General features: G+C 61.5%; 16 protein-coding genes. 7 read left to right on the top strand and 9 right to left on the bottom strand.

The genetic code is table 11. The features are described from left to right. Nucleotides 1-11 precede the first annotated feature (11 nt). Nucleotides 12-296 carry a YdgH/BhsA/McbA-like domain containing protein gene (locus AC6BYQ_RS18755; RefSeq protein WP_019455164.1) on the bottom strand — a complete coding sequence of 95 codons (285 nt, stop codon included), beginning with the start codon at nucleotides 294-296 and terminating at the stop codon, nucleotides 12-14. Between the two features lie 270 nt (nucleotides 297-566). Next, the gene (gene bioH / locus AC6BYQ_RS18750) at nucleotides 567-1337 is read right to left on the bottom strand and encodes a pimeloyl-ACP methyl ester esterase BioH (RefSeq protein WP_019455165.1); all 771 of its coding nucleotides are present in this window, start codon (nucleotides 1335-1337) and stop codon (nucleotides 567-569) included. A 40-nt stretch (nucleotides 1338-1377) separates the two neighbouring features. On the opposite strand from bioH, the gene gntX reads away from it, so the two are divergent. Beyond that, nucleotides 1378-2061, top strand: coding sequence for a DNA utilization protein GntX (gntX, locus tag AC6BYQ_RS18745; RefSeq protein ID WP_498057348.1), 684 nt, complete (start codon nucleotides 1378-1380; stop codon nucleotides 2059-2061). A gap of 58 nt (nucleotides 2062-2119) precedes the next feature. Next, nucleotides 2120-2695 carry a Fe-S biogenesis protein NfuA gene (nfuA, locus tag AC6BYQ_RS18740; RefSeq protein ID WP_004930777.1) on the top strand — a complete coding sequence of 192 codons (576 nt, stop codon included), beginning with the start codon at nucleotides 2120-2122 and terminating at the stop codon, nucleotides 2693-2695. Between the two features lie 69 nt (nucleotides 2696-2764). On the opposite strand, the gene malQ is transcribed toward nfuA, so the two are convergent. After that, complete coding sequence (gene malQ / locus AC6BYQ_RS18735; RefSeq protein WP_498057347.1) at nucleotides 2765-4855, bottom strand: 4-alpha-glucanotransferase; 2091 nt, start codon at nucleotides 4853-4855, stop codon at nucleotides 2765-2767. A 9-nt stretch (nucleotides 4856-4864) separates the two neighbouring features. Beyond that, nucleotides 4865-7270 (bottom strand): maltodextrin phosphorylase, encoded by a 2406-nt coding sequence (malP, locus tag AC6BYQ_RS18730; RefSeq protein WP_498057346.1) that lies wholly within the window; start codon nucleotides 7268-7270, stop codon nucleotides 4865-4867. A gap of 460 nt (nucleotides 7271-7730) precedes the next feature. On the opposite strand from malP, the gene malT reads away from it, so the two are divergent. The 5 genes from malT to glpD all read left to right on the top strand — a co-directional run bounded on the left by malT (nucleotide 7731) and on the right by glpD (nucleotide 14416). After that, nucleotides 7731-10445 (top strand): HTH-type transcriptional regulator MalT, encoded by a 2715-nt coding sequence (gene malT / locus AC6BYQ_RS18725; protein ID WP_033631899.1) that lies wholly within the window; start codon nucleotides 7731-7733, stop codon nucleotides 10443-10445. An 82-nt stretch (nucleotides 10446-10527) separates the two neighbouring features. Then, a complete protein-coding gene (glpE, locus tag AC6BYQ_RS18720; RefSeq protein WP_019455180.1) occupies nucleotides 10528-10854 on the top strand; it encodes a thiosulfate sulfurtransferase GlpE in 327 nt (108 codons plus the stop codon). Nucleotides 10855-11013: 159 nt separating this feature from the next. Then, entirely contained in the window at nucleotides 11014-11850 is an 837-nt protein-coding gene (gene glpG, locus AC6BYQ_RS18715; protein WP_498057345.1) for a rhomboid family intramembrane serine protease GlpG, read from the top strand. Between the two features lie 51 nt (nucleotides 11851-11901). Further along, nucleotides 11902-12660 carry a DeoR/GlpR family transcriptional regulator gene (locus AC6BYQ_RS18710; RefSeq protein ID WP_004930797.1) on the top strand — a complete coding sequence of 253 codons (759 nt, stop codon included), beginning with the start codon at nucleotides 11902-11904 and terminating at the stop codon, nucleotides 12658-12660. A gap of 247 nt (nucleotides 12661-12907) precedes the next feature. Then, complete coding sequence (gene glpD / locus AC6BYQ_RS18705) at nucleotides 12908-14416, top strand: glycerol-3-phosphate dehydrogenase (RefSeq protein WP_019455182.1); 1509 nt, start codon at nucleotides 12908-12910, stop codon at nucleotides 14414-14416. Nucleotides 14417-14473: 57 nt separating this feature from the next. On the opposite strand, the gene glgP is transcribed toward glpD, so the two are convergent. From glgP to glgB, 5 genes are all read right to left on the bottom strand, one after another. Continuing rightward, nucleotides 14474-16921 carry a glycogen phosphorylase gene (glgP, locus tag AC6BYQ_RS18700; protein ID WP_025159897.1) on the bottom strand — a complete coding sequence of 816 codons (2448 nt, stop codon included), beginning with the start codon at nucleotides 16919-16921 and terminating at the stop codon, nucleotides 14474-14476. A 141-nt stretch (nucleotides 16922-17062) separates the two neighbouring features. Then, nucleotides 17063-18493 (bottom strand): glycogen synthase GlgA, encoded by a 1431-nt coding sequence (glgA, locus tag AC6BYQ_RS18695; protein ID WP_063918386.1) that lies wholly within the window; start codon nucleotides 18491-18493, stop codon nucleotides 17063-17065. A 135-nt stretch (nucleotides 18494-18628) separates the two neighbouring features. Then, the gene (gene glgC / locus AC6BYQ_RS18690) at nucleotides 18629-19906 is read right to left on the bottom strand and encodes a glucose-1-phosphate adenylyltransferase (RefSeq protein WP_019455185.1); all 1278 of its coding nucleotides are present in this window, start codon (nucleotides 19904-19906) and stop codon (nucleotides 18629-18631) included. Nucleotides 19907-19921: 15 nt separating this feature from the next. Then, nucleotides 19922-21904, bottom strand: a complete 1983-nt coding sequence (glgX, locus tag AC6BYQ_RS18685; RefSeq protein ID WP_154747646.1) for a glycogen debranching protein GlgX — start codon at nucleotides 21902-21904, stop codon at nucleotides 19922-19924. Further along, complete coding sequence (gene glgB / locus AC6BYQ_RS18680) at nucleotides 21901-24087, bottom strand: 1,4-alpha-glucan branching enzyme (RefSeq protein WP_498057344.1); 2187 nt, start codon at nucleotides 24085-24087, stop codon at nucleotides 21901-21903. The genes glgX and glgB overlap by 4 nt, the downstream gene beginning before the upstream one ends. Nucleotides 24088-24433: the final 346 nt, after the last annotated feature.

Here is a 24433-nt window from a genome sequence, read left to right as displayed (position 1 = left end):
CCGTTGAAGGCTTATTTCTTGTCTTTGTAAACTTCGGCGATAGCGCTGAATTTACCGTGTTCGCGACCCGCCAGAACCACGTAATATTGCCCGCCCTTTTCGTCCGCCAGTTTGGACAGCTCTTCCTTGGCATCCATCGGCGACGTGGTCTGCGCCGTGGTGGTCACGGTGCCGATCTTCTCGTATTTACCCGGGTTTTTATCCAGATCTTCCTTGGTCAGCAGGGTTGCCGCCATGGAGCCGAAAGACACCGAACCCAGCACTGCCGCTGCAATAATCATCTTCAATGATTTCATGACACTAACCTCTCAATGGATAATTTATCTGTTATGAAAGCCGTCAAGAATCCATGCGTAGTACATCAGGCTGCCGCGACATCCTCAGGCTCCGTTGCTTTCCCTGACGGTGCCTGTTTCCCAGAGACGAAACGCCAAAATGAAAAGCGCCGCGTACGGTCTTTTCATTTTGCAGCCAACGCATTGACTCACTAAGTATCGAACAGCTTTGTCTTTTATCCACCCGGCGGTGTTTTTTTTCGCACCTTATTGTGCGTTTTGCCGCCGCATTCAATGTGCTGCAATAAACGCTTCGATCGTCGTCACAAATTCGTCGGGATGAGAGATAAACGGCGCATGAGCGGCCTTAGCCACCATCTGCGACGTGGAGTTCGGCCAGGCGGTATCGAGCAGCTCGGCGACCTTGCGTGGCACCAGCCCGTCCAGATAGCCATAGATCCGCAGCAGCGGCAGATCCAGCGCCGCCAGAGGCGCACGCAGATCGGCGGTGCGCAGGATCTCCAGCCCACCGTTCAGCACCTCGACGCTCGGCGTCGGCTGGTTGAGCACCACCGCTTTCAGCTGGCGCGCATCCTGACGCGCGCTTTCGGTGCCCAGCGTCTGCAGCGCCAGAAAACGCTCGACGGTGCGTTGGAAATCCAGGCTCAGCTGGTGCTGGAAACCGCTTAGCACGTCCGGACGGATCCCCGGCCACTCATCGCGAGCGGCAAAGCATGGCGAGGAAGCCACGGTGATAAGCCCATTGACCCGCTGCGGCTGCATCAACGCCGCCTGGCTGGCCACCAGCCCGCCGAGCGACCAGCCGAGCCACCAGGCCTGCGGCGGGGCGGCCGCCAGCACAATCTCCGTCATCTGCTCCAGCGACAGAGCGCCGAATCCCTGGCTGCGGCCGTATCCCGGCAGGTCGACCAGGTGCAGGCGAAAATGCGGCGTCAGTCGCGCCTGAATGCAACTCCACACTTCAGCGTTCAATCCCCAACCGTGCAGCAGCACAAGATCGCGTTCGCCTTCACCTATCGTTTGCCAGTACAGCGCTGTCATTGGTTATTGTCCTTTCATGCCTATTCGTCTCGGAGACGCTATGCTATCAACCCGCGGCCGCTGTTGGCTATGCCGGCAGCCATTAAGCCTGATGCGTCATGGCATCTGCAGCTGCTGTTTGCGCCATCTGCCGGCCAGGCCGCCGTGTTGCCCGTGCTGCGGGCTGCCCGCCGGTGATACGCAAACGCCCTGCGGCCGCTGCCTGCAACGGCCGCCGCCCTGGCAGCGGCTGGTGTTCGTCGGCGACTACGTGACGCCGCTCAGCCTGCTGGTAAAAAGGTTCAAATTTCACCGTGCGCCCGAATTAGCGCCGGCGTTGGCGCGCCTGATGCTGCTGCGGTGGCGGCAGGCGCGCGCAGAGCAGTATCTGAACAGACCCGACCTGATTTTAGCGGTACCTTTGCATGCAACGCGCTGCTGGCGCCGGGGTTATAACCAGAGCGATCTGTTGGCCCGGCAGCTGGCGCGCTGGCTGGGCTGTGCCTATCGGCCCACCGCCTTGCGCCGGGTGCGCAAAACCGCCCTGCAACAGCGGCTGAGCGCCTCGGCCCGCAGGCGCAATCTGCAGCGCGCGTTCGCCTGTACCGTGCCGGTCGCCGGCCGGCATATCGCCCTGGTGGATGACGTGGTGACCACCGGCAGCACCGTCTCGGCGATCGCGGCGCTGCTGCTGCGGCAAGGCGCCGCCTCGGTGCAGATATGGTGCGTTTGCCGCACGTTGTAGTGCCACGGCAATGGGCGTATTATAACCGACTATAGAAGTCAACTATTGAGCTAATGCTATGATCCGTATAACAGATGCTGCACAGGAACACTTTGCCAAACTGCTGGCAAATCAAGAAGAAGGCACCCAAATCCGCGTATTCGTGATCAACCCGGGCACGCCGACGGCCGAATGCGGTGTCTCTTATTGCCCGCCGGACGCGGTAGAAGCGACGGATACCGAACTGAAGTTCGACAAGCTGTCCGCCTATGTCGATGAGCTGAGCGCGCCGTATCTGGAAGACGCCGAAATCGACTTCGTGACCGACCAGCTGGGTTCTCAGCTGACGCTGAAAGCGCCGAATGCCAAGATGCGCAAGGTCGATGACGACGCACCGCTGATGGAGCGCGTGGAATACGTGCTGCAATCGCAGATCAACCCGCAGCTGGCGGGCCACGGCGGCCGCGTAACGCTGATGGAGATCACCGACGACAACATGGCCATCCTGCAGTTCGGCGGCGGTTGCAACGGCTGTTCGATGGTGGACGTCACGTTGAAAGAAGGCATCGAGAAAGAGCTGCTGCAGAAGTTCCCGGAACTGAAAGGCGTGCGTGATCTCACCGAGCACCAGCGCGGTGAGCACTCTTACTACTGATACCCGGCGCTCGCGCCACGGTAGATAACACAATGCCGGAAGGGGGAACCCGTTCCGGCATTGTCGTTTTCAGCCCACCGACACCTTGCGGCGCCGTTTATCCAAATCCTTCAGCAGTCGGTTTATCCGCGGATCGGCGAACATCTCCTCCAGCGTCTGGGTCAACTTGCGCCGCCAGTTAGGGTATTGATCGCTGGTGCCGGGAATGTTGACCGGATCGGCCATGTCCAGCCAGTCTTCCGGCTGCAGGCCGAGCAAGGCGCTGGCGCTGTCGGCGACATAACGTTGCAGGCCGCGATTGAGCAGCGGGCTCATGCCGAGCAGCGCCGCCCTTTTGCCCACCTTCTGCGGCACGCAGCCGTAGTGATGCAACCCATCCAGCAACCCCTGCTTGGCGCGTTCCCGGTCGGCGAACAGCTCCCGCAGTATTGCCGCGTCCGGATAAAGCCCCAGCCGGTTGCCGAGAGTCAGATCGTCGCTTTGCCAATAGCCGCGCAGCGTCGGCAAATCGTGGGTGGTGATGGTCGCCATCGCCTGCACCGGATAGGCCTGCGGTGCGCGGAAATGGTGCTCGCCGTCGCTTTCGAAATAGAGCACTTTGTAAGAGTAGACGCCGCTGTCGCGCAGCTTGCCGACGATCTCCACCGGCACCGTGCCAAGATCCTCGCCGATCACCATGCAGCGATGACGCTGACTTTCCAGCGCCAGCACCGCCAGCAGATCGTCCACCGGGTATTTGACGTAGGCGCCGCGATCGGCAGTTTCGCCATAAGGGATCCACCACAACCGCAGCAGCGCCATCACGTGATCGATACGCAGCGCGCCGCAGCTGGTCATGTTGGCACGCAGCAGATCGATAAACGGCTGATAGCCGCGCGCCGCCATCACGTGCGGATCCATCGGCGGCAGGCCCCAATTTTGCCCCAGCGGCCCCAGAATATCCGGCGGCGCACCGACCGACGCTTTCAGGCAGTACAGCTCGCGGTCGCACCAGGTTTCCGCTCCGCCTTCCGCCACGCCGACCGCCAGATCGCGATACAGGCCGATCGGCATCTGCTGCTGCTGACTCTGCTCAAAACACTGCGCGAACTGTGTGGCCGCCAGCCACTGCAGCCACAGGTAAAAACGGACCGCCTCCTGATGTTCGGCGCAGAACTGCCGCACCGCTTCGCCATCCCCCTGCCGATAACGCTCGGGCCAGGCCGGCCACCCCCACTGACTGACGTCCTCCGCCGCCAAATGGGCATGCAGCGCGTCGAACGCCGCCTGCTGATACAGGCTGTCGCCGCCGTCCGTCACGAACAGCTCGAACGCCTGACGCTGCGCGTCGTTCGGCTTGCGCGCCTGAAACAGCGGGAACGCCAGCTTCAGCGCCGCCAGTTTCAGCTGCATCACGGCGGTATAATCCACCCACTCCGTGGCGCGCGCCTTGGCCAGCAGCTTCTGCGTCGCCGGCTTCTGCCACCAGCGCTGCGCCGCTTCGCTGCGTTGGAAATCCTCCACCGCGTTGACATCGATGTACGCCAGATTCAGCCAGCGGCGCGACGAGGGGCTGTAGGGGCTGGCGCTCTCCGGGTTGGCCGGGTACAGCGCATGGATCGGATTGAGACCGACAAAAGCGCCGCCGCGCTCGCCCACCTCTTCCACCATCAGGCGCAGATCGCCGAAATCGCCGATGCCCCAGTTGCGATCGGAACGCAGCGTATACAGCTGAACGCAGGCGCCCCACAGTTTTTTGCCGGTCAGCAAGGCGTCTGGCTCAAAGCAGCGCCTCGGCGCGACGATCACCCGGCATGACCACTGCCGAGCGCCCTGGCTCAACGTCAACTGGTGGTAACCCGCCGGCAGATCGCCGGGCAGCGTCAGGGTCTTGCGCGCGCCGACGCGCCCTTGCAGGCATTCGCCGTCTTCACGCTGCAGCGCCCACAGATATTCGCCTTCGCCCGCCGGCGTCAGCGCCAACGGCGCGCCCTGATAGAATACCTTGACCGCCGGTAACGGCGGCGGCGCGCTTTCTCGCTCGGCAGCGCCCCAGTTCATGGCCGCCAACAGCTTGCGCTTGGTCTCCGGTTCAATCGCCTGCCGCTTGCCGTGGGCATTGATGAAATCGGCAGCGATCCCCGCCTGCGCTGCCGCCTGATCGATACGCTTGCGATCCATTCGCTCTCCTTAACGTTTGGCTTGCCAGATGCGCTGCTGGTAATCGCGAATCGAGCGATCCGAACTGAACATGCCGACGCGCGCGGTGTTAAGGATAGTCCGCCGCGTCCATTCATCCCGATCGCGGTACAGTTCATCGACCCGGCTCTGCGCCTGGCAGTACGAGGCGAAATCCGCCAGCACCAGATAGGGATCGCCGCCTTCCAGCAGACTGTGCAGCATCATGTCGAACGCGTGCTTGTCGCCGTGGCTGAACGCGCCGCTCGCCAGTTCGTCCAGAATCGCCTTCAGGTGCTTGTCTTTCTTGCGGTAGCTGAGCGGATCGTAGCCCTTCGCCAATATCGCCTTCACCTGCTCCACGGTATTGCCGAAGATAAAGATATTGTCTTCGCCCACCTGCTCGGCGATTTCGACGTTGGCGCCGTCCAGCGTCCCCACCGTCAGCGCGCCGTTCAGCGCCAGCTTCATGTTGCCGGTGCCGGAGGCCTCTTTACCGGCGGTGGAGATCTGCTCGGAGATATCCGCCGCCGGGATCATCAGTTCGGCTACCGACACGCGGTAGTCGGGAATAAACGCCACTTTCAGGCGATCTTTCACCAGCGGATCGTGATTGATCTTCTCGGCCGCCTGGTTAATGGCGTAGATAATGTTCTTCGCCAGGTAGTAGCCCGGCGCCGCCTTGGCGCCGAACAGGAAGACGCGCGGCACGATGTCCAGATTCGGGTTGTCGCGCAGCTGGCGATACAGCGACAGGATGTGCAGCAGATTCAGGTGCTGGCGTTTGTACTCGTGCAAACGCTTAATCTGCACATCGAAGATCGCATCCGGGTCGAGCGTCAGCCCCATCACGTCGTGCACGTAATGGGCCAGCGCCACCTTGTTGTCGCGTTTGATCTGCTGATAACGCTGGCGGAACGCCGCGTCGTCGGCGAATTTCTCCAGCCCGCGCAGCGCGTCGAGATCGTTCGCCCACTCCACCTTCAACGTCTCGTCGATCAAGCCCGACAGCGCCGGGTTGCACTGTTTCAGCCAGCGGCGCGGCGTGATGCCGTTGGTGACGTTATGGAATTTATTCGGCCACAGCTGGTGGTATTCCGGGAACAGATCTTTCACCACCAGATCCGAATGCAGCTGCGCCACGCCGTTGACCGCAAAGCCGCTGACCACGCACAGGTTGGCCATGCGCACCTGCTTGTTATGGTGCACCGCCAGCTTGGCCCACACCGCCTCGTCGCCCGGCCAGTGCTTATCCACCCGCTTTTTGAACCTGGCGTTGATCTGTTTGATGATGGAGAAATGGCGTGGCAGCAGGCTGCGCACCAGTTTTTCATCCCAGCACTCCAACGCTTCCGGCATCAGGGTGTGGTTGGTATAGGCGAAGGTATTGCTGGTGATCGCCCAGGCCGCCTCCCATTCCAGCTGGTGTTCGTCCAGCAGAATGCGCAGCATTTCCGGAATGGCGATGGTCGGGTGGGTGTCGTTCAGCTGGATCACTTCATACTTCGGCAGTTCTTCAATCTTGCGGCCGGCCTGATGGTGCTTGCGTAAAATATCCGCCACCGAGCAGGCGCACTGGAAATACTGCTGCATCAGGCGCAGGCGTTTGCCGGCCTGATGGTTGTCGTTCGGGTAGAGCACCTTGGTCAGCTTGTCGGCTTCTACGCCCTGCTTCTCAGCCTGCAGGAACTTGCCGTCGTTGAAATCGCTCAGGTTGAACGGATGCTGATGAGTCGCCTGCCACAGGCGCAGCGGCTGCGCCACGCCGTTGCGATACCCCAGAACCGGCAGATCCCAGGCTTCGCCGCGCAGGGTGAAGGCCGGACGCCACAGTTCGCGGCCGTCGGCCTGCTTTTCCAGCTTGCCGCCGATGCCCACGTCCACCGCCAGCGCGGCGTTGTGGCGGAACCACGGATAGCTCTCGCGCTGCCAGTTATCCGGCGCCTCTTGCTGCTGCCCATCGCGGAACGACTGGCGGAACAGCCCATACTGATAATTCAGCCCATAGCCGGTGGCCGGTTGTTCCACCGTAGCCATCGAATCGAGGAAACAGGCCGCCAAGCGCCCCAGCCCGCCGTTGCCCAGCGCCGGATCGGTTTCCTGTTCCAGCAGGTCCGCCAGCTTGATGTTCTGCTCCGCCAGCGCCTGCTCGACGGTGTCGTACCAGCCCAGGTTGATCAGGTTGTTCGCCGTCAATCGGCCGATCAGAAACTCCATCGAGATGTAGTTCACGTGGCGCAGCGGCTTGGCGCTTTTACGCGGCGCCGGCTGTGCGGCCAACTGCTCGGCCAGCGCCGCGCTGACGGCTTCCCACCATTGATGTTGCGTCATCTGCTGTGCGGAACTGAGGCCGAACCGTTGCCACTGGCGGGCAAGCGCCGCCAGAAAAGCATCCTTCTTGAGCGTAGGCTGTGACATAAGGAAAACTCTCTATCCAGTAAGTGGGTCAAATTGCCGCTATCGTGCCGGTGAGAAAGCCTGACGGCATCATCCCGCCTGGGGATTAGCTGGGGAGGAGGATTGGGGCGTAGCTGGAATTGTGATCTCAGGCACTTTTTGACTCCCTTGCAACGATGCAAAAAAGCCCGCCAACGCGTGCGGCGAGCACTGAGAACGTTAACCATGACGTTAGCACAAGTATTCGCGCTGCTGAAGTTTTGTCCATGGCCGGAAATGCGATCCGCCATCGCATCGCCGCGCGCCGGCGCCAAACGTAAAAAAGTGTGATCGGCAGCAACTTAACTCCAAGCCGATGCGGAAGCTTGTTGCAATACGTTTAGGGTTGGCAGAAGTTAGGGGGAGCTATTAATTACGAACCATAAAATAATTAGTGCCACTCCAATCCCGGCGGGAACCGCGATTTATACCCTGGAATACTATGCTGATCCCATCAAAACTGAGCCGCCCGGTACGGCTGCAAAATACCGTGATCCGCGATCGCCTGCTGGCCAAACTGGCCAGCGCGGGCAACTATCGCCTGACACTGGTCAATTGCCCGGCGGGATACGGGAAAACCACGCTGATCGCCCAATGGGCGGCCGGCAAAGCCGATCTGGGCTGGTATTCCCTGGATGAGAGCGACAACCAGCCGGAGCGCTTCGCCAGCTACCTGATCGCCGCGCTGCAGCAGGCCAGCGGCGGCCGCTGCGTCAAGAGCGAGGCGCTGAGCCAGAAACACCAGTACGCCAGCCTGTCGGCGCTGTTCGCCCAGCTGTTTATCGAACTGGCCGACTGGCACCAGCCGCTGTATCTGGTCATTGACGACTACCACCTGATCACCAACGACGCTATCCACGAAGCCATGCGCTTTTTCCTGCGCCATCAACCGGAGAACCTGACGCTGATCCTGCTCTCGCGCACCCTACCGCCGCTCGGTATCGCCAATCTGCGGGTGCGCGATCAACTGCTGGAAATGGGGACGCAACAGTTGGCGTTCACCCACCAGGAAGCCAAACAGTTCTTCGATTGCCGCCTGGCGGCGCCGATGGAACAGCAGGACAGCAGCCGTCTGTGCGATGAAGTCGAAGGCTGGGCCACCGCGCTGCAGCTGATCGCGCTGTCGGCCCGCCAATCCGCCTCGTCGGCCCAGCTGTCGGCCAAGCGGCTGGCGGGGCTGAACGCCAGCCATCTGTCCGACTATCTGGTGGATGAAGTGCTGGATCACGTCGATGCCGATGCGCGCGCCTTCCTGCTGCGCTGTTCGGTGCTGCGCTCGATGAACGATGCGCTGATCGTGCGGCTGACCGGCGAAGACAACGGCCAGCAACGGCTGGAGGAGCTGGAGCGCCAGGGGCTGTTTATCCACCGCATGGACGACACCGGCGAGTGGTTCAACTTCCACCCGCTGTTCGCCTCTTTCCTGCGCCAGCGCTGCCAGTGGGAACTGGCGCTGGAGCTGCCGGGCTTGCACCGCGCCGCCGCCGAAGGCTGGCTGGCGCTGGGGTATCCGGCGGAGGCCATTCACCACGCGCTGGCGGCCAGCGACGTCAGCATGCTGCGCGATATCCTGCTGCAACACGCCTGGTCGCTGTTCCACCACAGCGAACTGGCTTTGCTGGAGGAGTGCCTCAACGCGCTGCCTTATGAGCGCCTGATTCAAAACCCCAAGCTGGCGCTGCTGCAGGCCTGGCTGGCGCAGAGCCAGCACCGCTACAGTGAGGTCAACACCCTGCTGGAGCGCGCCGAGCGCACCATGCGCGAACAGAAAATCGAGATAGACCAAACGCTGCACGCCGAGTTCGACGCCTTGCGCGCCCAGGTGGCGATCAACGCCGGCAAACCGGAAGAAGCCGAACGGCTGGCGACCGAAGCGTTGAAATTCCTGCCGCTGTCGAGCTATTACAGCCGCATCGTCGCCACCTCGGTGACCGGCGAAGTGCACCACTGCAAGGGCGAACTGGCGCGCGCGCTGCCGATGATGCAGCAGACCGAGCAGATGGCGCGACGCCATCAGGCGAACCATTACGCGCTCTGGGCGCTGCTGCAGCAGAGCGAAATTCTTATCGCCCAAGGCTTTCTGCAGGCCGCTTACGAAACCCAGGACAAGGCGTTCGAACTGATCCGCGAGCAGCACCTGGAACAGCTGCCGATGCACGAGTTCCTGCTGCGCATCCGCGCGCAGATCCTGTGGTCGTGGTCGCGGCTGGACGAGGCTGAAGACGCGGCGCGCAGCGGGTTGAAAATCCTGGCGAACTACCAGCCGCAACAGCAGCTGCAGTGCATTGCCATGTTAGCCAAATGCTCGCTGGCGCGCGGCGATCTGGACAACGCCAACACCCACCTGCAGCGCTGCGAAACCTTGCTGCACGGCGCCCACTACCATCGCGACTGGCTGACCAATACCGACAAATCGCGGGTGATCCACTGGCAGATGACCGGCGACACCGCCGCCGCCGCCCAGTGGCTGCGCCACACCGAAAAACCCGGCATGGCGGACAACCACTTCACGCAGGGCCAATGGCGCAACATCGCGCGGGTGCAGATCCTGCTCGGCCAGTATGAAGAGGCAGGGGTGGTGCTGGATGAACTGAACGAAAACGCTCGCCGCTTGCGACTGGTGAGCGATCTCAACCGCAACCTGCTGCTCAGCAACCAGCTTTACTGGCTGCAAGAGCGTAAAGGCGAAGCGCAGCAGGCGTTGATCGAAGCGCTGTCGCTGGCCAACCGCACCGGCTTTATCAGCCACTTCGTCATCGAGGGCGAAGCGATGGCGCAGCAACTGCGTCAGCTGATCCAGCTCAACACGCTGCCGGAGCTGGAGCAGCATCGCGCCCAGCGCATCCTGCGCGACATCAACCAGCATCATCGGCACAAGTTCGCGCATTTTGACGAGAACTTCGTCGATAAACTGCTGACCCATCCGCAGGTGCCGGAACTTATCCGCACCAGCCCGCTGACCCAACGCGAATGGCAGGTGCTGGGGCTGATCTATTCCGGTTACAGCAACGATCAGATCGCCGGCGAGTTGGACGTGGCGGCCACCACCATCAAGACGCACATCCGCAATCTGTACCAGAAACTGGGCGTGGCCCATCGCCAGGAAGCGGTGCAGCAGGCGCAGCAGCTGTTGAAGATGATGGGGTACGGTGCTTAAAAACCCTGATATCCCTCTGGTCTTAAACGCCGCAGAGTTGGTTACAATAGCGGCGTCCCCCAATAACGAGGCAGTCAGCAGTATGGAACAGTTCGAAGCGATCAACGTTGAGCAGGCCTACGCCCGCTGGAAAGAGGGCAGCGCCGCCCTGGTCGACATCCGCGATCCGCAAAGTTTTGAAGCCGGGCATACGCCGGGCGCCTTTCACCTCACCAACGCCACCCTGTCGGCTTTCATGCAGCAAAACGACTTCGAGCGGCCGGTGATGGTGATGTGCTACCACGGCAACAGCAGCCGCAGCGCGGCGCAATACCTGCTGCACCAGGGGTTCGACGCGGTCTACAGCATCGATGGCGGCTTCGAGGCCTGGGCCCGTCAGTATCCGCAAGACGTGGAAACCTCCGCCTGATTCCCTCCGCCCGCCGTGCATCGGCGGGCTTCCCCTGCGTTTTCGCGGGTTTTTCGCAGATCCGTTTGCCAGCGCTCAGGATTTCGACGTTATAATCGGCCGTCAGGGTCGCCGGCGCGCAAGCTGCGGCCAAAATCATTCACTTACGACGGAAGAGCAATGGTTAGAGTAATCGCCATATCCAACCCGCGCCTGGCGCTGGCCTTTGTCGACTATATGGCGACCCAGGGCATCCGGCTTGAGCTGCGCAACAGCGGCGAAGCGGCGGAAATCTGGTTGGCCGACGACGGCCACCTCGAGCAGGTGCAACACGAGCTGCAGCATTTTCTGGCCGATCCGCTCAACCGCCGTTATCAGGCAGCCAGCTGGCAGACCGGCCATACCGACGCCGGCCTGCATTATCAGAGCGAATCCTACCTGCACACCCTGCGCAGCAAGGCCGGGCCGCTAACGCTCGGCGTGATGGTGCTGTGCATCGCGGTCTATATCCTGATGCAGGTGCTGGGCGACGACACCGTGATGTACTGGCTTTCCTGGCCGCAAGACAGCAGCCAGTATTTACAGCTGTGGCGCTGGATCAGCCATGCATTCCTGCATTTCTCCCTGCTGCATATTCTGTTTAACCTGATGTGGTGGTGGTATCTCGGCGGCCAGATGGAAAAACGCCTCGGCGCCGGCAAGCTGTTCGTGCTGGCGGTGGTGTCGGCCTTCTTCAGCGGCTGGGCGCAATCGCTGTTCAGCGGCGCGCTATTCGGCGGGCTGTCGGGCGTGGTCTATGCGCTGATGGGCTATGTCTGGCTCTCGGGCGAACGGGAGCCGGAGCGCGGCCTGATGCTGCCGCGCGGCCTGATGGCGTTCTCGGTGCTGTGGCTGGTGGCCGGATATTTCGATATGTTAGGAATGTCGATCGCCAACGCGGCACACGTAGCCGGTTTAGTGTTAGGGTTATTGATGGCATTTTGGGATACGCGTCATCGCGCACACAACGAACAATAACAGCCGGGAGCTATGCCCCAGCGGGCATAGCGGGCGTTTTAGGGGATTATCGTGAAGCAAACACAGCGTCATGACGCAATTATCGAGCTGGTGCGCCTGCAGGGTTACGTCAGCACGGAAGAGCTGGTCGAACATTTTGACGTCAGCCCGCAAACGATTCGCCGCGATTTGAATGACCTGGCCGACCAGAACAAGATCCAGCGTCACCACGGCGGTGCGGCGCTGCCTTCCAGCTCGGTCAACGCTGCCTATAACGATCGCAAGGTGATGTGGTCGGAAGAGAAAGCCCGCATCGCGCAGCGCGTCGCCAGCCAAATCCCGGATGGCGCCACGCTGTTCATCGATATCGGCACCACGCCGGAGGCGGTGGCCCATGCGCTGATGAACCATAAGAACCTGCGCGTGGTCACCAACAACCTCAACGTCGCCACCCTGCTGACCGCCAAGGAAGACTTCCGCCTGATCCTGGCCGGCGGTGAAGTGCGCACCCGCGACGGCGGCATCATGGGCGAAGCCACCCTGGACTTCATCTCCCAATTCCGCCTCGATTACGGCATTCTCGGCATCAGCGGTATCGATATGGACGGCTCGCTGCTCGAATTCGACTATCACGAAGTGCGCACCAAACGCGCGATTATCGAAAATTCCCGCTGTGTGATGCTGGTGACCGACCACTCCAAATTCGGCCGCAACGCCATGGTCAACCTGGGCAACATGAACCTGATCGACTACCTGTTTACCGATCAGTTACCGCCGCCGAGCGTGATGAAAATCATCGAGCAATACGACGTGCAGCTGGAGCTGTGCTGATCCGGTCTTAACCTGCGGGGCGCACCGCCGCCCCGTTTCACGCCCCTCAACTCGCCTTGCCCAGCGCCGCCTGCGCGCCCGCGCCATATCCACATCAATTATGTGACTATCATCACCAAACTGTTACCTCTATCACGCCTAAATGTTTTTGTTTGGTTAACTCTTGGCTTGCTTGTTGGTTTTTGATTACAATCATGAGCGAAAACGAACATGAAAGAGCTATTTCGAACATCTGGAGGAAGATGACGTGGAAACCAAAGACTTGATCGTTATCGGTGGCGGCATCAACGGTGCCGGCATCGCGGCGGATGCTGCCGGGCGCGGGCTGTCGGTACTGCTACTGGAAGCGCAAGACTTGGCCTGTGCTACGTCTTCCGCCAGTTCCAAACTGATCCACGGTGGCCTGCGCTACCTGGAACACTACGAATTCCGTCTGGTGAGCGAAGCGCTGGCCGAGCGTGAAGTGCTGCTGAAGCTGGCGCCGCACATCGCGTTCCCGATGCGTTTCCGCCTGCCGCACCAGCCGCACCTGCGTCCGGCCTGGATGATCCGCATCGGCCTGTTCCTGTACGATCACCTGGGCAAACGCACCAGCCTGCCGGGCAGCAAGGGCTTGCGCTTTGGACCAGAGTCAGTGCTGAAGCCTGAACTGAAGCGCGGTTTCGAATATTCCGACTGCTGGGTTGACGATGCTCGCCTGGTGGTGCTGAACGCGCAGGAAGTGGAAAAACGCGGCGGCGAAGTGCGCACCCGCACCAAAGTGACCCGCGCATGGCGTGAAAACGGCCTGTGGATGGTGGAAGCGGTCGATATCGACAGCGGCAAAACCTTCACCTGGCGCGCCAAAGGCCTGGTGAACGCCACCGGCCCGTGGGTGAAAAACTTCTTCGACGACGGCCTGAAGCTGAAATCGCCTTACGGCATCCGCCTGATCAAAGGCAGCCACATCGTGGTGCCGCGCGTGCACGATCAGCCGCAGTCTTACATTCTGCAGAATGAAGACCACCGCATCGTGTTCGTGATCCCGTGGAATGACGAGTTCTCCATCATCGGCACCACCGACGTGGAGTACAAAGGCGATCCGAAAGACGTGAAGATCGACGAGAACGAAATCGCTTATCTGCTGAAAGTGTACAACGACCACTTCAAGAAGCAGCTGGGCCGCGACGACATCGTCTGGACCTATTCCGGCGTGCGTCCGCTGTGCGATGACGAATCCGACTCACCGCAGGCGATCACCCGCGATTACACGCTGGACGTGCACGACGAACAAGGCAAGGCGCCGCTGCTGTCGGTCTTCGGCGGCAAGCTGACCACCTACCGCAAGCTGGCCGAACATGCGATGGAAAAACTGGCGCATTACTACCCAGGCTGCGGCCCGGCGTGGACCAAAAACGCCACGCTGCCGGGCGGTGACATCGACGGTGACCGCGACAGCTACGCGGCCAAACTGCGCCGCGCGCACGGCTGGCTGCCGGAAGCCCTGGCGCGTCGCTATGCCCGCACCTACGGCAGCCAGAGCGAGCTGATCCTGGCCGGCGCTAATGGCCTCGCCGATCTGGGCGAAGATTTCGGCCACGGTCTGTATGAAGCCGAGCTGCGTTACCTGACCGAGAAAGAGTGGGTCGTAGAACTGGACGACGCTATCTGGCGCCGCACCAAGCTGGGCATGTGGCTGGACGAGGCGCAGCAGGCGCGCGTGAAAGCCTGGCTGGCGGAACACGCGAAAACGAAAGCGCTGTCTCTGGCTTCCTGAGCCGCAGCGTCACAAAAAAGGGCCGGTTATCCGGCCCTTTTCTTTTGCTCTCACGCTTTACAGTTTCACCGGCTGAATGTGCCAGATTTCATCCGCGTACTCCTGAATGGTGCGATCGGATGAGAAGTAGCCCATATTGGCGATATTCAGCACCGCACGCCGCGTCCACTCGTCCTGATTGAGATACACCTCGTCCACCTTGTCCTGCGTGTCCACATAGCTGCGGTAATCCGCCAACAGCTGATAGTGGTCGCCGAGGTTCACCAATGAGTCGAACAAATTGCCATAGCGTTTCGGCTCCTCCGGGCTGAACACGCCGGTGGCGATCTGCGTCAGCGCCTGATGCAGCTCAGGGTCTTGCTCATAGTACTGGCGCGGGTTGTAACCGTTGCGGCGCAGTTCCTCGACCTGCTCGGCGGTATTGCCGAAGATAAAGATGTTCTCCTCCCCCACGTGCTCGCGCATCTCGACGTTGGCGCCGTCCAGCGTACCGATGGTCAGCGCGCCGTTCAGCGCGAACTTCATGTTGCTGGTGCCCGAGGCTTCGGTGCCCGCCAGCGAGATCTGTTCCGACAGATCCGCCGCCGGAATGATGATCTGCGCCAGGCTGACGCCGTAGTTCGGAATGAACACCACCTTCAGCTGAGTATGCACGCGCGGATCGTTGTTGATCACTTTGGCCACGTCGTTGATCAAGCGGATAATTTGTTTGGCGGCATAGTAGGCCGAGGCAGCCTTACCGGCGAAGATCACCACCCGCGGCACGCGCTCGATTTCCGGATCGTCCAGCAAACGGTTATACAGCGTGATGACGTGCAGCACGTTGAGCAACTGGCGTTTGTACTCGTGGATACGCTTGATCTGCACGTCGAACAGCGCATCCGGATTGACCACCACGTTGAGCGTTTTGGCGATATGCAGCGCCAACCGCTCCTTGTTCTGCCGCTTGGCGCGCTGCACCGCCTGCAGGAAGCTCGGGTAATCGATGTTGGCTTTGATCTCGCTCAGTTGGCTGAGATCGGTGCGCCAATTATGGCCGATGCAGTCGTCCAGCACCGCCGCCAGCGGCGGGTTGGCCAGCGCCAGCCAACGGCGCGGCGTCACCCCGTTGGTTTTGTTGCAGAAACGATTGGGGAACAGCCGGGCGAAGTCGGCGAACAGCGACTGCACCATCAGTTCGGAATGCAGGGCGGAAACGCCGTTGACCTTATGGCTGGCCACTACCGCCAGCCACGCCATGCGCACCCGGCGGCCGTTGGTTTCGTCGATGATTGAGACGCGCGCCAGCAGATCGTTGTCGCCCGGCGCCACTTCCTGCACCATCTTGAGGAAGTGATCGTTGATTTCGAAAATCAGCTGCAGATGGCGCGGCAGGATGCGGCCCAGCATATCCACCGGCCAGGTCTCCAGCGCCTCGCTCATCAACGTGTGGTTGGTGTAAGAGAACACCTGCTCCACCACTTCCCAGGCGTCGAGCCACTGGAATTTGTGTTCGTCGATCAGCCGGTGCATCAGCTCGGGAATCGACAGCACCGGGTGGGTGTCGTTGAGGTGAATGGCGATCTTGTCCGCCAGGTTGTCGAAGGTTTTGTGCATCAACCAATGGCGGTTGAGAATATCCTGCACCGTGGCCGACACCAGGAAATACTCCTGCCGCAGCCGCAGCTCTCGCCCGGAAGAGGTCGAGTCGTCCGGATACAACACGCGCGACACGTTTTCCGAGTGGTTTTTATCTTCCACCGCCGCGAAGTAGTCGCCCTGGTTGAATTTGCCGAGGTTGATCTCGTTACTGGCCTGCGCGCTCCACAGCCGCAGGGTGTTGGTGGCGTCGGTGTCGAAACCGGGGATTACCTGATCGTAGGCGATGGCCACGATCTCTTCGGTCTCCAGCCAGCGCGCCTTGGCGCCCTCCTGCTGCACGCGGCCGCCGAAGCGCACCTTGTAGCGGGTGTTGTGGCGCGGAAACTCCCACGGATTGCCGTATTCCAGCCAGTAGTCGGGCGATTCCATCTGCTGGCCGTTGACGATGTTTTGCTTGAACATGCCGTATTCGTAGCGAATGCCATAGCCGCGCCCCGGCAGCGCCAGCGTCGCCAGCGAATCGAGGAAGCAGGCCGCCAGGCGCCCCAGACCGCCGTTGCCGAGGCCGGGGTCGTTCTCTTCTTCCAGCAGTTCCGCCAAACTCAGGCCCATTTCGTTCAGCGCGTTGTCGATGTCCTGATAGATGCCCATCGACAGCAGCGCGTTCGACAGGGTGCGGCCGATCAGGAACTCCATCGACAGGTAATACACCTGCCGCACGTCTTGCGACAGCTGGGCGCGGTTGGAGCGCAGCCAGCGCTCCACCATGCGATCGCGCACCGCGAACAGCACGGCGTTCAGCCAGTCGTGCCGGTTGGCGATGGCCGGATCCTTGCCGACGATAAACATCAGCTTATAGGCGATGGAGTGTTTCAGCGCTTCCACACTGACCGTAGGTGAGGTGTAACTAAACGGTGAAGTCATGGCTTTTTAATCCCTTGTAGGGAGCCCAGCCATCCGCCGCGGAATAGCTGGCCCCGCTGAACATGGACGCGGCACACCGCGCCCCGACAATCAACCCAAACGGCTGCCCGCCGCGCGTCAACCCGAGACGCGAAACGCGGGCTACAAGCGTTGATAAAGCGACAGATACTCTTTCGCCGCCACCGGCCAGCCGAAGTCCACGCTCATGGCGTGACGCTGAACGTGGCGCCAATGTTTCGGCCGGCTCCACAGCACCATGGCGCGGCGAATGGCATTGCCGAGCGCGACGGCGTCGCAATCGTCGAACACGAATCCGCTGGCGGTGCCGTCGGCCAGGTTTTCCAGCGCGCAGTCCACCACCGTGTCCGCCAGCCCGCCGGTGCGGCGCACCAGCGGCAGCGTGCCGTATTTCAGGCCGTAGAGCTGCGTCAGCCCACAGGGCTCGAAGCGGCTCGGCACCAGAATCACGTCGGCGCCGCCGATGATGCGGTGGGAGAAGGATTCGTGGTAACCAATCTGCACGCCAACCTGTTCAGGATAGTCGGCGGCGGCGGCCAGAAACGCCTGTTGCAGCACCGCGTCGCCGGCGCCAAGCAGCGCCAGCTGCCCGCCCTGCGCCAGCAGTTCGGGCAACGCCTGCAACACCAGGTCCAGGCCTTTCTGGCTGGTCAAACGGCTCACCACCGCGAATACCGGCAGCGATTCGTCCACCTTCAGCCCCATGGTCTTTTGCAGATGCAGCTTGTTTTTGACCTTGCTTTTCAGATCGTCGGCGTCATAGCGGGCGGTCAACCGCGGATCGTGGGCCGGATGCCAAATCTTGTCGTCGACGCCATTGAGGATGCCGCTCAGCCTGCCCTGCCGCTGCCGCTCCTGCAGCAGCCCCTCCATGCCGTAGCCGAACTCCGGCCGGGTGATTTCGCGCGCATAGGTCGGGCTGACGGCGGTCACGTGGTCGGCATAAAACAGCCCGGCCTTGAGGAACGACATCTGGCCGTAGAACTCCAGGCCGTAGACGTCGTAAAACGACGCCGGCAGCCACAGCTCGGTCACGTGATGGGCGGAGAACAGGCCCTGATAGGCCAGGTTATGCACCGTGAACACCGAGCGTGCCGGATGGCCGTTGGCGGCCAGATAGGCGCAGGTCAGGCCGGCGTGCCAGTCATGGGCATGCACCAGCTGCGGGCGCCAGTAGCGGTCCAGCCCCTTGGCCAGCTCGCAGGCCATCCACCCCAGCAACGCAAAGCGGCGGTGGTTGTCGGGGTAGGCGTACATGGATTGATCGTGGTACGGGCTGCCCGGCCGGTCATACAGCCAGGGCGCGTCGATCAGGTAAATGCCCACGCCATGGTAGGTGCCGTAGCGCAGGCCAACGCGGCCGGCGAACGAGTCGATTTCCGCCACCAGCACGGTGTCCGGAATGCCGTTGCGTACGTCAGGGAAAGCGGGCAATAGCACCCGAACATCGGCGCCTTCGGCGATTTGCGCCGCCGGCAGTGCGCCAACCACGTCTGCGAGCCCCCCTGTTTTCAGCAGGGGGAACATTTCAGAACATACGTGTAAGACCTGCATTATCACTCCTGAAAGTCGGCCGAAGGCCTCTGGATAAGAAATAAAGCAGGCTTGCCGCTGTTATGCGTGCCGCGTTGCGCAAGCCATCGAACCGTTCATCGGGTGGCAGGCTATCGTTCCGCCACCCACGTTAACTCACAATTTTGACAACATTTCGCGCGTCACCAGCACGATGCCGCCTTCCGAGCGATAAAAACGCTTGCTGTCCTCATCGGCGTTTTCCCCGATCACCATGCCTTCCGGAATATGGCAGGCGCGGTCGATGATGCAGCGCCGCAGGCGGCAGGAACGGCCGACGTTCACGTCCGGCAACAATACGGTAGAGTCGATGGTGCAGAACGAGTTCACTCGTACACGCGGGAACAGCACCGAATGCACCACCACCGATCCGGACACGATGCAGCCGCCGGACACCAGCGAGTTCATGGTCATGCCGTGGCTGCCGGAGCGATCCTGCACGAACTTGGCCGGTGGCAGCGGCTCCATGTGGGTGCGGATCGGCCAGGCGCGGTCATACATGTCCAGCTCCGGCGTCACCGACGCCAGATCGAGGTTAGCGCGCCAGTAGGCGTCCAGCGTACCCACGTCGCGCCAGTAAGGCGGCAGGTCGGGGTTGGACGTCACGCAGGACAAGGTAAACGGATGCGCCCACGCCGCCTGCTGCGCGGTGATTTTCGGGATCAGATCCTTGCCGAAATCGTGGCTGGAACCGGGGGTCGACATATCCTCTTCCAGCAGTTGGAACAGATAGGCGGCATTAAAAATATAGATGCCCATGCTGGCCAGCGACATATCCGGGTTGCCCGGCATCGCCGGCGGATCGGCGGGCTTTTCCAGAAACTCGATGATGCGGTCGCTTTCATCCACCTTCATCACGCCGAATTCGCTGGCTTCGCTACGCGGCACCGGCAGGCAGGCCACGGTGCACTGAGCGCCCTTCTCGACGTGATCGATCAGCATGCGCGAGTAATCCATCTTGTAGATGTGATCGCCCGCCAGGATCACCACGTATTCGGCTTCGTAACGGCGAATGATGTCCAGGTTCTGGTACACCGCGTCGGCGGTGCCCTTGTACCAATGTTCGGTGCTGAGGCGCTGCTGAGCCGGCAGCAGATCGACGAACTCATTCATCTCCTCGTTAAGGAACGACCAGCCGCGCTGAATGTGCTGCACCAGCGTGTGCGACTGGTATTGCGTGATCACGCCGATGCGGCGAATGCCGGAGTTCAGGCAGTTCGACAAGGCGAAATCGATGATGCGGAACTTGCCGCCAAAGTGGACGGCGGGCTTGGCGCGGGTGGAGGTCAAATCTTTCAGACGTGAGCCGCGGCCGCCGGCCAGGATCAGCGCTACGGATTTAATCGGCAGCTGGCGCGCCAACATCAGGGGGTCTTTATTTTCAAACCTAACCATAGCGGACTCCTTTTATTATTTCTGTACCAGTACGCAAACCGAGCGCGCGGCCTGGTGCCAGGCGGGCAATACCGCCCGTGAGTCTTCCTGAGTGAACGGGGCGACAACCTGCCAATCGCCTTCCGGCAGCCTCATCTCCGTCGTTTGCGGCGTGGCGTTGACCAGCACCAACCAGCGCTGCGACAGCAGGATCTGCATGAGCAGCTCGCCCTGCTCCCACTGCTGCGCGTCGAGCGGCTGGCCTTGCGCGTTCAGCCACTGCACGCTGCCGTCATCCTGCCGCCACCAGCAGTCCTGCTGCAGAGCGGGGATCTGGCGGCGCAGCGCGATCAGCGCCGCGACGTAATCGGTCAGCGCATCGTCCGCCGTGGCCCAATCGAGCCAGGTGGTGGCGTTGTCCTGACAATAGGCGTTGTTGTTCCCCTGCTGGCTGTGTCCCTGTTCATCGCCGGCCAGCAGCATCGGCGTGCCCTGGGACAACAACAGCGTGGCGAGCATCGCCCGCTGGCTGGCCCTGCGGCGTTGCACAATGGCGTCGTCGGCGACCAGGCCTTCCACGCCGTGGTTGTTGCTGAAATTGCGATCGCTGCCGTCGCGATTGCCTTCGCCGTTCAGCTGGTTGTGTTTCTCGTTGAAGCTGACCACGTCTTGCAGAGTAAAACCGTCATGGGCGGTCAGCATGTTGACGGTGGCGTAAGGCGCTCGCCCGCGCTGATCGTACAGATCGCTGGAAGCGGCAAAACGCCGGGCGAATTGGCCGAGCGATACGCCGTTCTGCAGCCAGAAGCGGCGCATGTCATCGCGGTAATGGTCGTTCCATTCGGCGAAACGCCCGGGAAACGCCCCCACCTGATAGCCGCCGGGGCCAACATCCCAGGGTTCGGCGATCAGCTTGCAGCGCGACAGCAGGTCGTCCGCCAGCATCGCCTGAAACAGCGGCGCATCGCGATCGAACCCCGGGGTGCGGCCCAGCACGCTGCCCAGATCGAAGCGGAAGCCGTCAATGTGACACTCGCGCACCCAAAAATGCAGGCAATCCATCACCCAGGCCACGCCCTGCGGCTGATCCAACCGCAGGGTGTTGCCGCAGCCGGTGTCGTTGACGTAGTCCCCTTCGGGCGTCAGCCAGTAGTAGCCCTGGTTATCGATGCCGCTCAGCGACAGCATCGGCCCATCCCTGTCCAGCTCGGCGCTGTGGTTGAACACCACGTCGAGGATCACCTCGATGCCGGCTTTGTGCAGCGCCTTGACCGCATCACGCAATTCGTTCAGCGGCGTGCCGTCGGTGCTCAGGCTGGCGTAGCGGTTGTCCGGCGCATAGGGCGCCAGCACGTTATAGCCCCAGTAATTGATCAGCCCCAGCCGCTGCAGACGCGGTTCGGAGGTATGCTGTTGCACCGGCAACAGTTCCAGCGCGGTGATGCCGAGGCGTTTGAAGTGGGCGATCATCACCGGATGCCCCAGCGCGGCGAAGCTGCCGCGCAGCGCCGGCGGGATTTTCGGGTGCAGCAGGGTCAGGCCGCGCACATGCGCCTCGTAAATCACCGTCTGCCCCCAGGGCGTGGCGGGCGGGCGGTCGTCCTGCCAGTCATACTGTTCGTCCACCACCACGCATTTCGGCATCAGCTCGGCGCTGTCGTGCGGATCCGGCTGCTCGTAACCGCCGTGCAGGTGCGGGTGGTCCGCCACCGGCCCTTCCACCGCGCGTGCGGCCGGATCGAGCGCCAGCTTGTTGGGGTTGAAACGCTGCCCGTTCGCCGGGTCAAACGGGCCGTAGACCCGGTAGCCATAACGCTGCCCCGGTTTGCCGCCCGGCAGATAGCCGTGCCAGATGTCGCCGCTGCGCGCCGGCAGCGGCAGGCGCACTTCGCGCTGCTGGCCGTCGAACAGGCACAGCTCCACCCGCTCGGCATGCGCCGAGTACAGGGTAAAATTGATGCCTTCGCCGTCGTAATGCGCGCCCAGCGGCGCGGCGAGGCCAGCCGTCAGCTCGGTCATGGCGCCTCCCGCAGCAGATAAATGGTCGACAATGGCGGCAACGTCACGCTGATAGAGAAATCGCGCCCATGGCTGCCGACCGTTTCGGAAGAGACCCGCCCCTGATTACCGGCGTTGCTGCCGTGATAGTGGTGCGAATCGGTATTGAGGATCTCGCGATAGTCACCGGCGCGGGAAATGCCGATGCGGTAGCGATAGCGCGGCACCGGGGTAAAGTTGCTGATGGCGATCAGCTCATTGCCCTGCGAGTCGTAGCGCGCAAAGGCGAACACCGAGTTGTCGTGATCGTCGACCACCAGCCACTCGAAGCCATCCGGGAAGTAGTCGCGCTCATACAGCGGCGCCTGCTGCCGGTAGCAGTGGTTCAGATCGCGCACCAGCCGCTGCACGCCGTTATGCCAGTTATCCAGCCCTTCCAATAAATGCCAGTCGAGGCTGGTATCGAAATTCCACTCGCGCCCCTGCGCGAATTCGCAGCCCATAAACAACAGCTTTTTACCCGGATGCGCCCACATAAAACCGTAATAGGCGCGCAGGTTGGCGAACTTCTGCCATGCATCGCCCGGCATACGGTCGAGGATCGATTTTTTACCGTGCACCACTTCATCGTGCGATATCGGCAGCACGAAGTTCTCGGTATAGGCGTACAGCATGCCGAAGGTCATCTGGTTGTGGTGATACTTGCGGTGTACCGGATCGCACTTCATGTAATTGAGCGTGTCGTGCATCCAGCCGAGGTTCCATTTGTAGTGGAACCCCAGGCCGTTGGCGTCCGGCGGCAAGGTGACGCCAGGATAGTCGGTGGATTCCTCAGCCAAAGTCACCGTCCCCGGCTGCGCCTTGCCGAGGGTTTGATTGGTGTAACGCAGGAAGGCGATCGCCTCCAGGTTCTCGTTGCCGCCGTAATAATTCGGCACCCACTCGCCGTCGGCGCGGCTGTAGTCGCGATAGATCATCGACGCCACCGCATCGACCCGCAGCGCGTCGATACCGAAGCGTTCCAGCCAATACAGCGCGTTGCCCGCCAGGTAGTTGCGTACCTCGTGACGGCCATAGTTGTAGATCAGCGTATTCCAGTCCTGATGGAAGCCTTCGCGCGGATCGGCGTATTCGTACAGCGCGGTGCCGTCGAAATTCGCCAGGCCGTAGGCGTCGCTGGGGAAGTGCCCAGGCACCCAGTCGAGGATCACGTTGATGCCCGCCTGGTGCGCCGCCGCGACAAACGCCCTGAAGTCGGCCGGCGTGCCGAAGCGCCGGGTCGGCGCATACAGCCCCAGCGGCTGATAGCCCCAGCTGCCGTCGAATGGATGTTCGTTGACCGGCAGCAGCTCGATATGGGTGAACCCCATGTCCTTCACGTAGTCGATAAGCTGCACCGCCAGCTCGCCGTAGCTGAGCCAGAAGTGGTTGTCGGTGTGACGGCGCCATGAGCCGAGATGCACCTCGTAGATGGCGATCGGCCGGTCAAAATCGTTGGCGCGGCGGCGCGCCTGCGTCGACGGCACCACCTCCGGCAGCGGCGCCACCAGCGAAGCGGTGTCCGGGCGCATCTGCGCCTCGAAGGCGTAAGGATCGGCTTTCAGCTGGGTGTTGCCGTAGCAATCGACGATTTCATATTTGTACAGCTGGCCGGCCCGCACACCAGGCAAGAACAGTTCCCAGATGCCGTTCTCGCGCCGCAGACGCATCGGATGGCGACGGCCGTCCCAGAAGTTGAATTCACCCACTACCGAGACGCGCTGGGCGTTGGGCGCCCAGACCGCAAAGCTGGCGCCGTCGACGCCATCCAGAGTAACAAGATGGGCGCCCAAGCGTTCGTAAGGACGCAGGTGCGTGCCCTCGGCCAGCAGCCAGCTATCGATGTCCTGCAGCAGCGGGCCGAACCGGTAGGGATCGTCGACGATCTGTTGATGATTGCGCCAACTGACCTGCAGCTGATAGCGGAAAGGATTTTTGCGCCGCGGTACCACTGCGCTGAAGAAACCGCGCGGATCGTCGCAGTTCAGCTGCGCCAGCCGCCGGCCGGTTTGCTGCTCCACCAGCCAGACTTCGCTGGCGTCCGGCAGCAGCGCCCGCACCTGCAGACCGTTATCGGTCGCATGCATGCCAAGCAGAGCGAAGGGATCGGCGTAATGGCCGGCGATGATCTGATCAATCACGTCACGATCGGGAAGTACAGGCATAGTCTTCTTCCTTAGATTAACAGCATGATCTAAGCACGGCTTGTTGGTTAATCCTTGGCCGTTTTGGTCATCATGCAATGCATTCGGTATCTAAAGCGTGATTGCGGTCGGTTATTGACCAATCTTTACTCTGCCGACCTGAATTTCGCTCTTTATGCTTATTTTTTGAAATATTTCAGTCATGGTGAAAAATTGCTCGCCAATGCGTTAAGCATAGCCAATGTCTGTTAAAAACTGCTCAGCATTGCTCAGGAAAATTCTTCATTAAGAAAACTGCCAGCCCGATAGCGCGTGCCTGCGGCGGCCGACGAGGAGAGATGCGGGGTGCAGCCCATGGAAGCAGGGC

The sequence above is a fragment of the Serratia sp. LTN-2 genome (assembly GCF_059740205.1).
Note: the sequence above shows the minus strand (reverse complement) of the source record. Positions and strands in the feature narration are given on the sequence as shown.

Bases quoted from the DNA above. Each gene is read 5' to 3' on its own strand.
- nfuA (WP_004930777.1), top strand. From the start codon at position 2,120: ATGATCCGTATAACAGATGCTGCACAGGAACACTTTGCCAAACTGCTG.
- malT (WP_033631899.1), top strand. From the start codon at position 7,731: ATGCTGATCCCATCAAAACTGAGCCGCCCGGTACGGCTGCAAAATACC.
- glgB (WP_498057344.1), bottom strand. From the start codon at position 24,087: ATGCCTGTACTTCCCGATCGTGACGTGATTGATCAGATCATCGCCGGC.
- malQ (WP_498057347.1), bottom strand. From the start codon at position 4,855: ATGGATCGCAAGCGTATCGATCAGGCGGCAGCGCAGGCGGGGATCGCT.
- glgX (WP_154747646.1), bottom strand. From the start codon at position 21,904: ATGACCGAGCTGACGGCTGGCCTCGCCGCGCCGCTGGGCGCGCATTAC.
- bioH (WP_019455165.1), bottom strand. From the start codon at position 1,337: ATGACAGCGCTGTACTGGCAAACGATAGGTGAAGGCGAACGCGATCTT.
- glgA (WP_063918386.1), bottom strand. From the start codon at position 18,493: ATGCAGGTCTTACACGTATGTTCTGAAATGTTCCCCCTGCTGAAAACA.
- glgC (WP_019455185.1), bottom strand. From the start codon at position 19,906: ATGGTTAGGTTTGAAAATAAAGACCCCCTGATGTTGGCGCGCCAGCTG.
- malP (WP_498057346.1), bottom strand. From the start codon at position 7,270: ATGTCACAGCCTACGCTCAAGAAGGATGCTTTTCTGGCGGCGCTTGCC.
- AC6BYQ_RS18755 (WP_019455164.1), bottom strand. From the start codon at position 296: ATGAAATCATTGAAGATGATTATTGCAGCGGCAGTGCTGGGTTCGGTG.
- glgP (WP_025159897.1), bottom strand. From the start codon at position 16,921: ATGACTTCACCGTTTAGTTACACCTCACCTACGGTCAGTGTGGAAGCG.
- glpG (WP_498057345.1), top strand. From the start codon at position 11,014: ATGGTTAGAGTAATCGCCATATCCAACCCGCGCCTGGCGCTGGCCTTT.
- gntX (WP_498057348.1), top strand. From the start codon at position 1,378: ATGCTATCAACCCGCGGCCGCTGTTGGCTATGCCGGCAGCCATTAAGC.
- glpE (WP_019455180.1), top strand. From the start codon at position 10,528: ATGGAACAGTTCGAAGCGATCAACGTTGAGCAGGCCTACGCCCGCTGG.